We start from the raw sequence: 13,174 nt of genomic DNA, 5'->3' as shown, positions 1-13,174 counted from the left end.
AGTTCCTTTTTTATTTATATTTGATTTATGATATGTAAAAATTGTGAAGAAAAGCTAGAAAACGACGCCCGGTTTTGTGATAATTGTGGCGCAAAAGTTATTGTTAGTAGAATTACGTTTAAACAACTTGTTACAGAATTAGTTATTAATGTATTTGGTATTGATAGTAAGTTTTTCTTGACTTTAAAAAAGATGGTAACTAGTCCAGATGAAGTTTTAACAGAATACCTTACAGGAGTTCGTAAAAAATACGTGAATCCGTTTGCTTTTTTAGCTATTGGTGCTGGTTTATCGCTTATAATATTTAATTATTTTGCAGACGATTTTATAAACATGCAAAGTAACTTTAGATCAGAAGATATAAGTCAACTTAGAGAAACTGCAAATTTGGATGTATCTGCATTTAAAAACGTATCTAAAGAAGAACTTCAAAAAATGGAGAAAAATAAGAAAATGGCTCAGAAACAATTAGAGGTTTCAGAGAACATAATGCAGTTTATGCTCCGATATTATAACCTCTTAACTTTTTTGTTTTTACCATTTTATGCTTTGTTAAGTAAATGGACCTATAGAAAACCACATAATTTTGGCGAACATATTGTAATGAATTCTTATTTATATGGTTTAACAACTTACTTTTCTATCATTGCCTTTTTTGCTGCGATGTTAATTCATCCTTCAATTTACTTTTACAGCGTAATTGCATACATTCTATATTATTTATATGCTTTTAAAAAATTATACAAACTTTCTATAGGTACATCTGTTTTAAAATTTTTTAGGTTTTTAATTGGTGTATTAATGTTTGGTGTGATTTTATCAGTGTTAATTGCTATTATAGTTTTCATTTTAGCTAAGTTTGGTCTCATAAAATTTTAATACAATAGATGAAAAAATATCCAACTATAATTGAGAATATTTATTCTGAAATAAAAGACATTAAAGACGATGGTAAGGTTGCCAACTACATACCAGAATTAGGTTGTATTTCTGCTGAAAACTTCGGAGTTAGTATTACAACTATTGATAAAAAAAATTATGGTGTTGGTGATTTTGAAAAAAAGTTTTCTATACAAAGTATTTCAAAAATTTTATCTTTAACATTAGCCTATCAATTAGAAGGTGAAAACTTGTGGCAACGTGTCGATGTAGAACCCTCTGGAAATCCTTTTAATTCTTTGCAACAATTAGAATCTGATAAAGGTATACCAAGAAATCCGTTTATTAATTCTGGTGCAATTGTAGTTTGCGATGTTTTAATTGGTCATTTAAAAAATCCGAAAGAAGAATTTTTAAATTTTTGCAGAGAAATTGCAAACAATTATCAACTTAATTATAACGAAAAAGTTGCTGAATCAGAAAAAAGAACTGGTTTTAGAAATGTTGCACTTTGTAATTTTATAAAATCTTTTGGTAACATTAAAAATAATGTAGATGATGTTTTAGATTTCTATTTCCATATCTGTTCTTTAGAACTAACTTGTAAAGAGTTAACAGAAATTTTTATGTACTTAACAGAAGAAAATTATACTACGCATAAAGGTAATTCGATCGTTACAGAAAGTCAAACAAAAAGAATTAATGCTATAATGCTTACCTGCGGTTTTTATGATGAATCTGGTGAATTTTCTTTTCGTGTTGGTTTACCTGGTAAATCTGGTGTTGGTGGCGGAATTGTAGCAATTCATCCAGATAAGTATTGTATTGCTGTTTGGAGCCCGAAGTTAAATAAAAAAGGAAATTCTTGTAAAGGAATGTTGTTTTTAGAAAAATTTACTACCGAAACAGCTTCTTCAATTTTTTAATTTTTACCTAATAAAATTTCATACATTTTTATGAGCTTATCTTTAAATCAGAATAAAAACGTTAAAAAAGTTTTTAGTTTTGATGCACTATTAAAAACTCCTTTTCAAGAAAACACAAATGCAATTTGTTTAAAACGCACGTTACTAGGTAATTTTGCTGAAATAATAGATAAAATAATTTGTAATGATAAAATTACAGTAATCAGTGTAAAAGATTTAGAATCTTTAAAATTGAGTATAGAAGGGAATTTAGCCCGAGAAATACTTTTGAATGACATGAATGTATTAGAAGAAAAAGGTGCGGCGCCCGTTTTAAACATTATTAAAAACTACGATGCGGATGACAGTTATCCGTTTTTTCCAACTGATGTGTATTCTTTTCACGTAGATAAATCGCCAATACCAACAGCAACTTTTCTATGTACTTATTTTGGAGCAGCAAGTGATATTGTTTCGAACACTGAAGCGACACAAAAAATCTTGATACCAGAAATTAGAGAAGAATTACTAAAATTACATGACGGCAAGGAAGAAGATTTTGAAGCTTTTTTATCAGACTTCTATTTTGATTTGCATTACAAAGCAAATCCCGATGCACAAATTACAAACTTGGGCATCGGGAATTTCTGGAAACTTGCTGTAGACCATCCTGCAAGTAAAGTTTTACCTTGTATACATAGAGCACCAAAAGAAAATGGGCAAACTCGTTTACTAATGATTTGTTAATTGATTACCCTTTAAACTTCATGCCTAAATGCACTACTTTTTTTGTTTCAAAAAAGTCTTCTTCAAAATAATCCGGTAGGTTATAAATTGTTGCAGATGTATATAATTTCAGTTCTTCAGATAAATCTCCTCCTTTTAAATATAAAATTCCGTTTTTTAAATCGTGATTTTGTTTTTTAGCAATTTTGCCTTTTGTCCAACCAACAAAAGTTTCCATTTGTGCTACTGCTCTACTTACAATAAAATCGTAATTATCGTTAATTTCTTCTACTCTACAATTAAAAGTTTTTACATTTTCTAAACCAAGGCCTTCTTTAACTTCATTTACAACTTTAATCTTTTTACCAATAGAATCTACTAAATGAAACTGAGTTTCTGGAAATAAAATTGCTAACGGAATTCCTGGAAAACCACCACCTGTACCAACATCCATTACTTTAGAACCTGGCTTAAACTGCATTACTTTTGCTATTCCTAAAGAATGTAAAACGTGGCGTAAATACAACTCGTCTATATCTTTTCTAGAAACAACGTTAATTTTTAAATTCCAATCTTTATACAATTCTTGCAACTTGCTAAATTGTGCTATTTGTGTTTCTGATAAATTTTTAAAATATTTGTGAATGATATCCATCTTTGTAATGTTTGAAATGCAAAAATAGTTATTGTTAACAAACAATTAGTAACAAAACCTGACGTTTATCATAAAAAGCAATTTCAAAAAGATTATTTTTGCAAATCAATATTAAAATACTGAATGAAAACAATAACTTTCTCTAGAGTTGATAAAGCTAAATTTTTTAGAACTCTAAATAAAAGAGTAAATACTTATTTTAAAGAAAATAATATTAAAAGAACCGGAAACTGGAAATTGTATTCAAAAGCAATTATAATGTTTTCTTTATTTTTAATTCCTTTTATACTTGTATTAACTGTATCTATGCCACAATGGGCAATGGCGTTATTAATGGTTTTAACGGGTGTTGGTATGGCAGGCGTTGGTATGAATGTTATGCACGATGCAAACCACGAATCTTTTTCTAAAAGAAAATGGGTAAATAAATTAATGGGAAGCAGCATATACATCTTAGCAGGTAATGTGTATAACTGGAAAGTACAACACAATGTTTTACACCATACATTTACTAACGTAGAAGGCCATGATGAAGATATAGATGCTGGTAGAATAATCCGTTTTTCAGAACATTCTAAATGGTTTAACATTCATAAATTTCAAAAGTATTACTCTATTTTCTTATATGGTTTATTAACAATAAACTGGGCAATTACAACAGATGTAAAGCAAATGCGCAGATATTTAAAAAGAAAATTATCTTATGGTAAGTTTCCGAATCCTACAACAGAATGGACCAAATTAGTAATCTCTAAAGTGGCATATTATGCACTATGGATTGCTTTACCAATTTTAGTATTAGATATTTCTTGGTGGAAAGTAATTATTGGTTTTTTTGTGATGCATTATACTGCCGGTATGATTTTGAGTTTGGTTTTTCAATTGGCACACATCGTACCAAATACAGATATGCCATTACCAGATAAAGACGGTAATTTAGAACACACTTGGGCAGTCCATCAATTATATACTACATCTAACTTTGCTCCTAGCAATTGGTTGGTAAATTTCTATACGGGTGGTTTAAATCATCAAGTTGAACATCATATTTTTCCGCACATTTCTCATGTACATTATAATAAATTAGCTAAAATTGTAAAAGAAACTGCAAGTGAGTTTAATTTACCTTATAATGAATACGATACCATGCGTAAAGCAATTATAGAACATTTTAGACACTTAGGAGTTTTAGGTCAAAACCCAGAAATAGCATAACAAATACACACAACTAACAGTAGTACACAATGAAACATCCATTATCGGACAGAATTAACAGTTTACCTGTTTCGCAAACATTAGCAATGGCTGCTAAAGCCAGAGAATTAAAGGCAGAAGGAAAAGATATTATAAGTTTAAGTTTAGGAGAACCAGATTTTAACACTCCAGATTTTATTAAAGAAGCAGCAATAGAAGCTGTAAATCAAAATTATAATTCTTACACGCCTGTAGATGGTTATTTAGAGCTAAAAGAAGCTATTTGCACAAAATTTGAACGTGATAATAATATCAATTACAAACCTAGTCAAATTGTAGTTTCTACAGGTGCAAAACAATCTATTGCAAATGTTGCACAAGTATTGTTAAATCCTGGTGACGAAGTTTTATTACCTGCACCATATTGGGTTAGTTATTCTGCAATATCTATTTTAAGTCAAGCTAAATTTGTAGAAATTCCGTCTTCTATAGACGACGATTTTAAAATTACGCCAGCGCAATTAGAACGTGCAATTACACCAAAAACAAAAATGATATTCTTTAACTCGCCAAACAACCCAAGTGGTTCTATGTATAGCGAAGAAGAATACAGAGCTTTGGCTGCAGTATTAGAAAATCATCCGCAAGTTTATGTTTTATCAGATGAAATCTACGAGCACATAAACTATGGTGCTAAACCTTTTAGTTTTGCTGCCATAGAAAGTATGTACGATAGAACAATAACTGTTAATGGTTTAGCAAAAGCATTTGCTATGACAGGTTGGAGAATCGGTTATATTGGTGCCCCAGAATGGATTGCTAAAGCTTGTACTAAAATGCAAGGGCAAGTTACTTCTGGTACAAACTGTATTGCACAAAGAGCTGCAATTACCGCTGTATTAGCGCCAGTTTCTAAAATACAATATATGGTAGACGAGTTTAGAACTCGTAGAGACCTTGTAGTTGGTTTGTTAAGAGAAATAGAAGGTTTTAAAGTAAATGTACCAGAAGGGGCTTTTTACGTTTTTCCAGATATTTCAGCATTTTTTGGTAAAACAATAGACGGAGTTACTATAGAAAATGCAAGCGATTTTTCTTTATTTATTTTAGAAAAAGCAAATGTTGCAACAGTAACTGGTGAAGCTTTTGGTGCACCAAATTGTATTAGAATGTCTTATGCAGCATCAGAATTGCAATTAAGAGAAGCAATTAAAAGAATTAAAGAAGCTTTAAGTTAAAAGCAAAACATAAATTATTTTAAAAATCCATCTTATTATAAGATGGATTTTTTTTGTTTTGGCGTGCCCTTTCAGGTCAGGCTTTTGCACTCGCTTTTTGTTCATACTTCACAAAAGAGCTCAAACAAATGCTGCAATCCTTCACGCATGCATATTTGCTATTAAATAGAAATCATAACTAATGTAATTACAAATAAAGAAACTTGTAATATAACAGCAGTTTGACTCTCTTGTCTTGTTTGATGATTAAAAACAAAGCTTTTTATTTTAGAAATAGACTTTCCTTTTTCTCTAGCAATACTATTTTTTATTTCTTTTTTATAACTTGAAGTTAATATTCCTCTTTCTAATACGGTAGTTGATTGTAAATATTTCATGGTATTTGGTTTTATTGATTTATATAAAGAAGACGACATCTAACACTCTTTGTTACAGACTAAAAGTTTCTAAAAAGTAAAATAAATTCATTTTTCTAGCGTTGATGGTTTACGACAACGAGAAAAAAAATTAAAAAAATATTCCATCAACAACTAAATTGCATCTTATGCTTAAAAAATTCTTCATTATTTGCTCTGGTGCAGATAAAAACCTTCTAAATAACTGTGCCGACGGAGAGCAAAATAAATATGTTGGTATTGGTGCAACTGTATTTTTTACAGCAATTATGGCTACAATTTCTGCAAGTTATGCGTTATACACTGTTTTCGATAATACATATACTGCCGTTATTTTTGGTTTAGTTTGGGGTTTCTTAATCTTTAATTTAGACAGGTTTATAGTGGCAACTATTAAAAAAAGAGATTCTAAATGGAAAGAATTTTTACAAGCATCGCCAAGAATTATATTGGCAATTATAATTGCGATAGTGATATCTAAACCTTTAGAATTAAAGTTATTCGAAAAAGAAATCAATCAGGTTTTGTTAACAGAAAAAAATCAAATGACTTTAGATAACAAAACTCAAATAGCAGCACAATTTAGTCCTGAAATTGCTAAGATTAATAGAGAAATAGAAGCTTTAAAAAATGAAATAGTCGAAAAAGAAATTACTACTAATGCGTTATATGACACTTATATTGCCGAAGCAGAAGGAAGAAAAGGAACCAAACTATTAGGTAAAGGACCTGTGTATAAAGAAAAAAGAGAAAAACATGATACTGCTTTGGCTGAACTGAATCAACTTAAAAAAGACAATGCAGCAAAAATAGAAACCAAAGAATTAGCAATTGCCGATTTAGTAGAAAATCAGAAATTAAATGAATCTAAAACACAACCTATTATTGCAAATTTTGATGGTTTAATGGCAAGAGTAAATGCTTTAAACAAATTACCTTGGTTGCCTTCTTTTTTTATATTCCTATTATTTCTAGCTATAGAAACGTCTCCAATTTTTGCAAAATTGATTTCACCGAAAGGAGAATATGATTTTAAATTAGAAGAACAAGAGTCTGCTATTAAAACTTGGGTACAACAGCAAGTACATCAAAGAGAAGTAATGTTGGCAACAGATATAGCATTAAATAACAAAGTCTATAAAGATATTGCCGAAGAAGAAGAATTGTATAAATACAAACAAAAAATGGCTCGCGAATTAATGAAATTGCAAGCCGATTCTTTTTATAAAAAGCAACAAAAAATGCTGTAATACTATATGTTGGCAAATAGCTGCGTTAGCGATTGCAACGGCATCCTTTTTTGAGGTACGAAAAAAAGATATAGTGAAAAGCGCGACCTGAAAGGTAACGCCCAATAACTTTCTTGGAAAAAAATTATTCTTTTTCTGCCATTTTCTTAACGTAATCTGTAATAATTACAATTTGTGTTGGCCCTACTTTGCCTTCTATATATTTGGCATTTTCGTGGTCTAAAGAAATTCTACGAACCGCTGTACCTTGTTTGGCAACCATACTAGAACCTTTTACTTTTAAGTCTTTTATTAAAACCACAGAATCTCCGGCTTGTAATATAGCACCATTGGCATCTCTATGAATAATTTTTTCACTTTCATCTAAATGATCTCCAGATTCTTTAGCATAACGTAAATCGTCTTCTTCTAAATACATCATGTCTAATAAATCTTGTGGCCAACCTTCGTTTTTTAAACGAGAAAGCATTCTCCAGGCCACAACCTTTACAGCTCTGTGCTCAGACCACATAGCATCATTTAAACAACGCCAGTGATTTGCCTCTGTAGCTTCTGGATTTTCTATTTGAGTTACACATGTTTCGCATGCCAACAAACTACCATCTACACCACCTGTAGAAGTTGGTTTTACTTCGTAAATTGATAAATTATTTGTTGCAGCACACAATTCGCATTGGTTACCGCTTCTACTTTCTAGCTCTTGTTGTAAACTCATTATTTATTTTTTATACCGCAAAAGTACATTTTAAAATTAGTTTTACTAATTACTACCGTGCTTTTAAGATTAAAAGGTTTTTACTGTTTTTAATTTCTGTTTGATTAAGCATCATTTTTACATACTCGCCATTTAGGTATTTTTGAGCTTGATCTTTATAATGCTTACTAAATACTCGACCAGATTGACCTGTTGGCACAATGGCTAAACTGTTTTCTACATCAGAAAAATCGACAACTCTTCTTGTAGATGGGCCTGCTTTTACTTTGTAATATCCTGTAGAATCGATATCGTAAATTTGATTGTTAATCACTTGGTCTCCGCCATTAGTTATAAACGGACCAACGTTAAAATATTTTCTTAGTAAAGCTACTTCACCAACGGCATGTTTGTGTTCTACAGAAATTACTCTTTCCCATTTCCAACCAGCAACATTAGCACCTAATTGATTTTCTAAAAACTGAAATGCTTTTTGAAATGATTTGGTAACAATCTCTTGCTTAGTTTCAATTTTGTTAACAGTATTTACGTTATCCCACCAAACTGAATTTTCTCTTTTTGCTTGAACAGGCAACACTTTTTCTACAAAAGGTGTGTTTATAAATTGAAAATATCCTTTCTGCATTTCATCTGCAAAGGTGTTTTTTTGAAACTCGTAAATAAATCTATTATAAATTGTTGGTGCAACTTCTTCTTTATCAAAATTACCTTGCCATTCTTTTAAAATAGCAACGGCTGTTTTTTCACTTGCAGAAAAATTACTTTGATCTAATGCCGCAATTAAATCTCTAGAAATTTCTGGTATTACTGGCGATGTCACATCCATAAGCATTGTTGCTACATCTTCTTTAGACCAATCATTTTTAGGAGTTAACAGGTTTTCTATTCTTCTTGCTCTATCTTCTACTAAATAATAACCGGGATATAGTTTATGCTGAATAGAATCTGGTTGATTATTTGCTGAATACACATAATTACTTTTTGGGTTTACTGCTTGCGGATTGTCATCAAAATCTATGTAATTTAAAATCTCGTCTGTACCCGAAGATCCGTTTAAAAAAGTTTTAGTGTATAAAGAATCTCTGTAATTATACAATTTACCAGAAGCAAACCATGCAATGTTATTTTTTGCGTCTCCGTACATCATATTTAAACCTGGCGCATGCAATTTACTTGCACCTTCTTTAAAATCAGATAAAGATTTTGCATGAGAAATTTCATAAGCTACATCCATAATTTGGTTTTCTAACTTGGTATAAATCCATTGCATTGCTATTGGCTTTTTTATTTGCAAAGGATCTATAATTCCGTTCATTAACGGCCCGTGTTTGCTAACTTTTATTGTATACAAAGAATCTTTAGCGTCTTTAACTTTTATTCTTTTTTCAATTTTCTTATAATCTAAAATTCCATCTTTGTAAAAATATTGATTTTCATTTTTCGGGTTATTTTGCTCTTCATAGAAATCGACATCATCATTCTCGAACATGGTTAATCCGTAAGCATAGTCTTTATTATGTCCTAAAAGCGGAAAAGGAACCAATGCTAAATGAAAACCATACATTTCATAATCTGGAGTTTTAATATGCGCTTGATACCAAACGGAAGGTTGCGAATAACCAATGTGAGGATCGTTCGCAAAAATTACTTTTCCGTTTTTGGTTTTATCTGCGCCAATAACCCAAGAGTTACTGCCTATAAATGGCGAAATTGGTAAAACTGCAGTAAGATTTTGCATTTCCTTAGAAAAAGCACCAGTTATTTCTGCGTTCTTTTCATTTGGAATTAGAGTTAAGTTTTTATTTTCTACTCCGAGTAATTCATTAAAATATGTGTCACCTAATTTTTCTTTAATTTCATTAAGCATCGGATCTGTTTTATGTGCTATAGCAAAGCTAAAAGCCATATAACCAAAAACATTATACATATCTTTTAGCGTATATTTTTCTTTTTTTACGCCAACCAATCTGAACTCTATAGGTGTTGTTCCGTTTTCTATATATTGATTTACCCCATCTAAATAAGCCATTGCCATTTTATAAGCTTCAGAATTCTTATTTAAATTTTGTATTGTTTTTTCTGCTGCTTCTTCGATGCCTAAACCAGAAAATAATTTGTCTGTACGTATTAACTTTTCTCCGAAAATTTCAGCCAACCTTCCTGCGGCAATTCTTCTAATCAGTTCCATTTGCCACAACCTATCTTGCGCATGCACATAACCTAAAGCCACATATGCATCTTTTTGGTTTTCTGCTGTGATGTGAGGTACTCCTATTTCATCAAAATAAACCGCTACATCTTTTGTAGTGTTTTCAATATCTATTTCACCATTATAATCTGGCTTTAAACTATTAAAATAAAACATAGCAGCTACTACTAAACCTACAGCTACTATAAATAAAATAGCAACAATTTTTTTAATAAATTTCAAGGAAATGTGTTTCATAAATCCAAAGATAATAGATTTAAATTGTATTTTTGAAACTGATTATTAAATCATACTTCATGAAAAAAATTCAAATGGTAGACCTTCAAGGTCAATATGCAAAAATAAAAGACTCTGTTAATAATTCTATTGAACAAGTTCTAAATACATCGGCATATATTAATGGACCTTTGGTTCATGAATTTCAAGCAGATTTAGAAAAATATTTAGGCGTTAAACATGTAATACCGTGTGCAAATGGTACAGATGCATTGCAAATAGCAATGATGGGCTTAGGTTTAGAACAAGGAGATGAAGTAATTACTGCAGATTTTACATTTGCTGCAACTGTAGAAGTAATTGCGCTATTAAAATTAACACCTGTTTTAGTTGATGTAGATCAAGATACTTTTAACATTAATATAGAGGCTTTAAAAAAAGCAATTACTCCTAAAACAAAAGCAATTGTACCGGTTCATTTATTTGGCCAAGTAGCCAATATGGATGCTTTAATGGAAATTGCAAGAGAACATAATTTGTTTGTTATAGAAGATAATGCACAAGCAATTGGTGCAAATTATACTTTTAAAGATGGATCAAAAAAGAAAGCTGGTACTATTGGTAATGTTGGTACAACTTCGTTTTTTCCGTCAAAAAATTTAGGTTGTTACGGAGATGGTGGTGCTATTTTTACAAATGATGATGCACTTGCACATACAATTAGAGGAATTGTAAATCACGGAATGTACATGCGTTATTATCATGATGTTGTGGGCGTAAATTCTAGATTAGATTCTATACAAGCTGGAGTTTTAAAAGCAAAATTACCTCTTTTAGATAGTTATTGTAATGCTAGAAGAAATGCTGCTAGGTTTTACAACAAAGCATTTGCTAGCAACCCAAATATTATAACACCAACTACAAAATCGAATGCAACCAATAGTTGTGGTGAAATTTGTGATGTTTGTGATTGTCATGTTTTTCATCAATATACTTTGCAAATTACAAATGGTAAAAGAGATGAATTACACAAACATTTGCTAGACAATGGTATACCGAATGCAATTTATTATCCTGTTGCTTTACATGCGCAAAAAGCATACAAAGACGATAGATATAATGAAAGTGATTTTCCGGTTACAAACAAGCTAATTCAAACAGTAATTTCTTTACCAATGCATACAGAATTAGATACAGAACAATTAGAGTTTATTACTAAAACGATAAATAATTTTATTAAATAACAACTTTCTATGAAAAAGATATTGGTTACTGGTGGTTTAGGTTTTATTGGTTCGCACACAGTTGTAGAGCTTCAAAATAAAGGTTTTGAAGTAATAATTATAGATGATTTATCGAATACAACAATAAGTGTTTTAGATAATATTGCTGATATTACAGGTACAAAACCAGAATTTCATCAAATAGATTTACGAGTTAAAGAAGATGTAAATAATTTCTTTAAAAACAATAAAGTTGATGGGATTATTCACTTTGCCGCCTTTAAAGCCGTTGGCGAAAGCGTACAGAATCCTTTAGATTACTACGAAAATAATATTGGTAGTTTGGTTTACATTTTACAAGAAATGCGAGATAGAAACATCGATAATTTTATCTTTTCTTCTTCTTGCACTGTGTATGGACAGGCAGATGAATTACCAATTACTGAAAATGCACCTGTAAAAAAAGCAGAATCTACTTACGGAAACACCAAGCAAATAGGAGAAGAAATTATACAAGAAACATGCAAAGCGCATGGTTTAAATGCAATTGCTTTGCGTTATTTTAATCCTATTGGTGCGCACGAAAGTATTAAAATTGGTGAGCTGCCTATTGGCGTTCCTCAAAATTTAATTCCGTATGTTACACAAACCGCAGCAGGCATCAGAAAAGAATTATCTGTTTTTGGTGATGATTATGCTACTGCAGATGGTACAGCGGTTAGAGATTATATTCATGTAGTTGACTTAGCCAAAGCACATATTGCTGCATTACAGCGTTTGTTAGAAAAAAATAACAAAGAAAAATTCGAGTATTTTAATGTTGGCACAGGTACAGGTAGTTCTGTTTTAGAAGTAATAAAAGCTTTTGAAAAGGCATCTAAAAAACCACTAAATTATAAAATTGTTGGCAGACGAGAAGGTGATATTACAGCAGCTTATGCAGATACAACTATTGCCAATAAAGAATTAAACTGGCAAACAGAAAAATCTTTAGAAGAAGCTTTAGCGTCTGCTTGGAAATGGCAACAACAACAAAATAAATAGGTTTTATAAAATCTATTTCAAGAAGAAATCACTATAAATTGACGCATTTTATGTTAATTTATAGTGATTTTTTGTGTTTTTTATCAAAAATTAACCAAAAATGAGTTTTTATATGATAATTATATTCCGCAAGTATTAACATATTTACAATTGTAATCTCCTTCTATTTTCAGATTCTTATTTCTCGTACACATCTTGGGGTTTTAACACTTTTAAATTGATAAGGCTTTTTTATCGCTTTAACTTTGTGGCATATTAATTACAATGATACTAGAAAACATGAAACTGATTAAAATTAAAAGAAAAACACGTCTAGAAAAGCGTTACACACCAAAAATGGGTAAGCTTCACACAAACGTAACTTACATTAAAAAAACAATTTTAAACGTAATACCTATTAAAACGGTACATAAATATAGAGAAACCTATTACGGTCAAATAAAAGATTGTAACGAATGTGTTTTAGCCAAATAACTTATAAAATCTCAAAACAATTGTTTTGAGATTTTTTTTATTTATATTTTA

At 30.5% G+C, this 13,174-nt stretch carries 13 protein-coding genes; 9 read left to right on the top strand and 4 right to left on the bottom strand.

The window, feature by feature from the left end:
* Positions 1 to 27 precede the first annotated feature (27 nt).
* The 3 genes from ACYPV9_RS07415 to ACYPV9_RS07405 are packed head-to-tail and all read left to right on the top strand — an operon-like array spanning position 28 to position 2,531.
* The gene (locus ACYPV9_RS07415) at positions 28 to 879 is read left to right on the top strand and encodes a DUF3667 domain-containing protein (RefSeq protein WP_459742709.1); all 852 of its coding nucleotides are present in this window, start codon (positions 28 to 30) and stop codon (positions 877 to 879) included.
* 8 nt (positions 880 to 887) lie between these two features.
* Positions 888 to 1,805 carry a glutaminase gene (locus ACYPV9_RS07410; protein WP_299064780.1) on the top strand — a complete coding sequence of 306 codons (918 nt, stop codon included), beginning with the start codon at positions 888 to 890 and terminating at the stop codon, positions 1,803 to 1,805.
* A gap of 30 nt (positions 1,806 to 1,835) precedes the next feature.
* Positions 1,836 to 2,531: a hypothetical protein gene (locus ACYPV9_RS07405; RefSeq protein ID WP_459742707.1), complete on the top strand. Its 696-nt coding sequence runs from the start codon at positions 1,836 to 1,838 to the stop codon at positions 2,529 to 2,531.
* 4 nt (positions 2,532 to 2,535) lie between these two features.
* Here the strand turns inward: ACYPV9_RS07405 and rsmG are convergent, their stop codons facing one another.
* Entirely contained in the window at positions 2,536 to 3,165 is a 630-nt protein-coding gene (gene rsmG / locus ACYPV9_RS07400) for a 16S rRNA (guanine(527)-N(7))-methyltransferase RsmG (RefSeq protein WP_299064776.1), read from the bottom strand.
* Positions 3,166 to 3,288: 123 nt separating this feature from the next.
* On the opposite strand from rsmG, the gene ACYPV9_RS07395 reads away from it, so the two are divergent.
* Together ACYPV9_RS07395 and ACYPV9_RS07390 are read left to right on the top strand one after the other, a co-directional pair.
* Positions 3,289 to 4,380, top strand: a complete 1,092-nt coding sequence (locus ACYPV9_RS07395; RefSeq protein WP_299064774.1) for a fatty acid desaturase family protein — start codon at positions 3,289 to 3,291, stop codon at positions 4,378 to 4,380.
* Between the two features lie 29 nt (positions 4,381 to 4,409).
* Positions 4,410 to 5,597 carry a pyridoxal phosphate-dependent aminotransferase gene (locus ACYPV9_RS07390; protein WP_299064772.1) on the top strand — a complete coding sequence of 396 codons (1,188 nt, stop codon included), beginning with the start codon at positions 4,410 to 4,412 and terminating at the stop codon, positions 5,595 to 5,597.
* Positions 5,598 to 5,758: 161 nt separating this feature from the next.
* Here ACYPV9_RS07390 and ACYPV9_RS07385 read toward each other — a convergent pair whose 3' ends face one another.
* Positions 5,759 to 5,974 (bottom strand): hypothetical protein, encoded by a 216-nt coding sequence (locus ACYPV9_RS07385; RefSeq protein WP_459742705.1) that lies wholly within the window; start codon positions 5,972 to 5,974, stop codon positions 5,759 to 5,761.
* Positions 5,975 to 6,141: 167 nt separating this feature from the next.
* Between ACYPV9_RS07385 and ACYPV9_RS07380 the strand changes: the two genes are divergently transcribed.
* Positions 6,142 to 7,242, top strand: a complete 1,101-nt coding sequence (locus tag ACYPV9_RS07380; protein ID WP_459742704.1) for a DUF4407 domain-containing protein — start codon at positions 6,142 to 6,144, stop codon at positions 7,240 to 7,242.
* Positions 7,243 to 7,366: 124 nt separating this feature from the next.
* Here ACYPV9_RS07380 and ACYPV9_RS07375 read toward each other — a convergent pair whose 3' ends face one another.
* Positions 7,367 to 7,957 (bottom strand): PhnA domain-containing protein, encoded by a 591-nt coding sequence (locus ACYPV9_RS07375; RefSeq protein ID WP_299064768.1) that lies wholly within the window; start codon positions 7,955 to 7,957, stop codon positions 7,367 to 7,369.
* A 52-nt stretch (positions 7,958 to 8,009) separates the two neighbouring features.
* The gene (locus ACYPV9_RS07370; RefSeq protein ID WP_459742702.1) at positions 8,010 to 10,403 is read right to left on the bottom strand and encodes a penicillin acylase family protein; all 2,394 of its coding nucleotides are present in this window, start codon (positions 10,401 to 10,403) and stop codon (positions 8,010 to 8,012) included.
* 59 nt (positions 10,404 to 10,462) lie between these two features.
* Here ACYPV9_RS07370 and ACYPV9_RS07365 point away from each other — a divergent pair, with 59 nt between their 5' ends.
* The 3 genes from ACYPV9_RS07365 to ACYPV9_RS07355 all read left to right on the top strand — a co-directional run bounded on the left by ACYPV9_RS07365 (position 10,463) and on the right by ACYPV9_RS07355 (position 13,123).
* Positions 10,463 to 11,626, top strand: a complete 1,164-nt coding sequence (locus ACYPV9_RS07365) for a DegT/DnrJ/EryC1/StrS family aminotransferase (protein WP_459742700.1) — start codon at positions 10,463 to 10,465, stop codon at positions 11,624 to 11,626.
* A gap of 9 nt (positions 11,627 to 11,635) precedes the next feature.
* Complete coding sequence (galE, locus tag ACYPV9_RS07360; RefSeq protein WP_459742698.1) at positions 11,636 to 12,649, top strand: UDP-glucose 4-epimerase GalE; 1,014 nt, start codon at positions 11,636 to 11,638, stop codon at positions 12,647 to 12,649.
* 279 nt (positions 12,650 to 12,928) lie between these two features.
* Positions 12,929 to 13,123 carry a hypothetical protein gene (locus tag ACYPV9_RS07355; protein ID WP_299064764.1) on the top strand — a complete coding sequence of 65 codons (195 nt, stop codon included), beginning with the start codon at positions 12,929 to 12,931 and terminating at the stop codon, positions 13,121 to 13,123.
* The last annotated feature ends 51 nt before the right edge of the window (positions 13,124 to 13,174 follow it).

Source organism: Polaribacter sp. OB-PA-B3 (assembly GCF_054589375.1).
Note: the sequence above shows the minus strand (reverse complement) of the source record. Positions and strands in the feature narration are given on the sequence as shown.

What these genes read in the sequence shown, in the direction of transcription:
- ACYPV9_RS07415 (WP_459742709.1), top strand. Translation starts at nt 28, where the DNA reads ATGATATGTAAAAATTGTGAAGAAAAGCTAGAAAACGACGCCCGGTTT.
- ACYPV9_RS07410 (WP_299064780.1), top strand. Translation starts at nt 888, where the DNA reads ATGAAAAAATATCCAACTATAATTGAGAATATTTATTCTGAAATAAAA.
- ACYPV9_RS07405 (WP_459742707.1), top strand. Translation starts at nt 1,836, where the DNA reads ATGAGCTTATCTTTAAATCAGAATAAAAACGTTAAAAAAGTTTTTAGT.
- rsmG (WP_299064776.1), bottom strand. Translation starts at nt 3,165, where the DNA reads ATGGATATCATTCACAAATATTTTAAAAATTTATCAGAAACACAAATA.
- ACYPV9_RS07395 (WP_299064774.1), top strand. Translation starts at nt 3,289, where the DNA reads ATGAAAACAATAACTTTCTCTAGAGTTGATAAAGCTAAATTTTTTAGA.
- ACYPV9_RS07390 (WP_299064772.1), top strand. Translation starts at nt 4,410, where the DNA reads ATGAAACATCCATTATCGGACAGAATTAACAGTTTACCTGTTTCGCAA.
- ACYPV9_RS07385 (WP_459742705.1), bottom strand. Translation starts at nt 5,974, where the DNA reads ATGAAATATTTACAATCAACTACCGTATTAGAAAGAGGAATATTAACT.
- ACYPV9_RS07380 (WP_459742704.1), top strand. Translation starts at nt 6,142, where the DNA reads ATGCTTAAAAAATTCTTCATTATTTGCTCTGGTGCAGATAAAAACCTT.
- ACYPV9_RS07375 (WP_299064768.1), bottom strand. Translation starts at nt 7,957, where the DNA reads ATGAGTTTACAACAAGAGCTAGAAAGTAGAAGCGGTAACCAATGCGAA.
- ACYPV9_RS07370 (WP_459742702.1), bottom strand. Translation starts at nt 10,403, where the DNA reads ATGAAACACATTTCCTTGAAATTTATTAAAAAAATTGTTGCTATTTTA.
- ACYPV9_RS07365 (WP_459742700.1), top strand. Translation starts at nt 10,463, where the DNA reads ATGAAAAAAATTCAAATGGTAGACCTTCAAGGTCAATATGCAAAAATA.
- galE (WP_459742698.1), top strand. Translation starts at nt 11,636, where the DNA reads ATGAAAAAGATATTGGTTACTGGTGGTTTAGGTTTTATTGGTTCGCAC.
- ACYPV9_RS07355 (WP_299064764.1), top strand. Translation starts at nt 12,929, where the DNA reads ATGAAACTGATTAAAATTAAAAGAAAAACACGTCTAGAAAAGCGTTAC.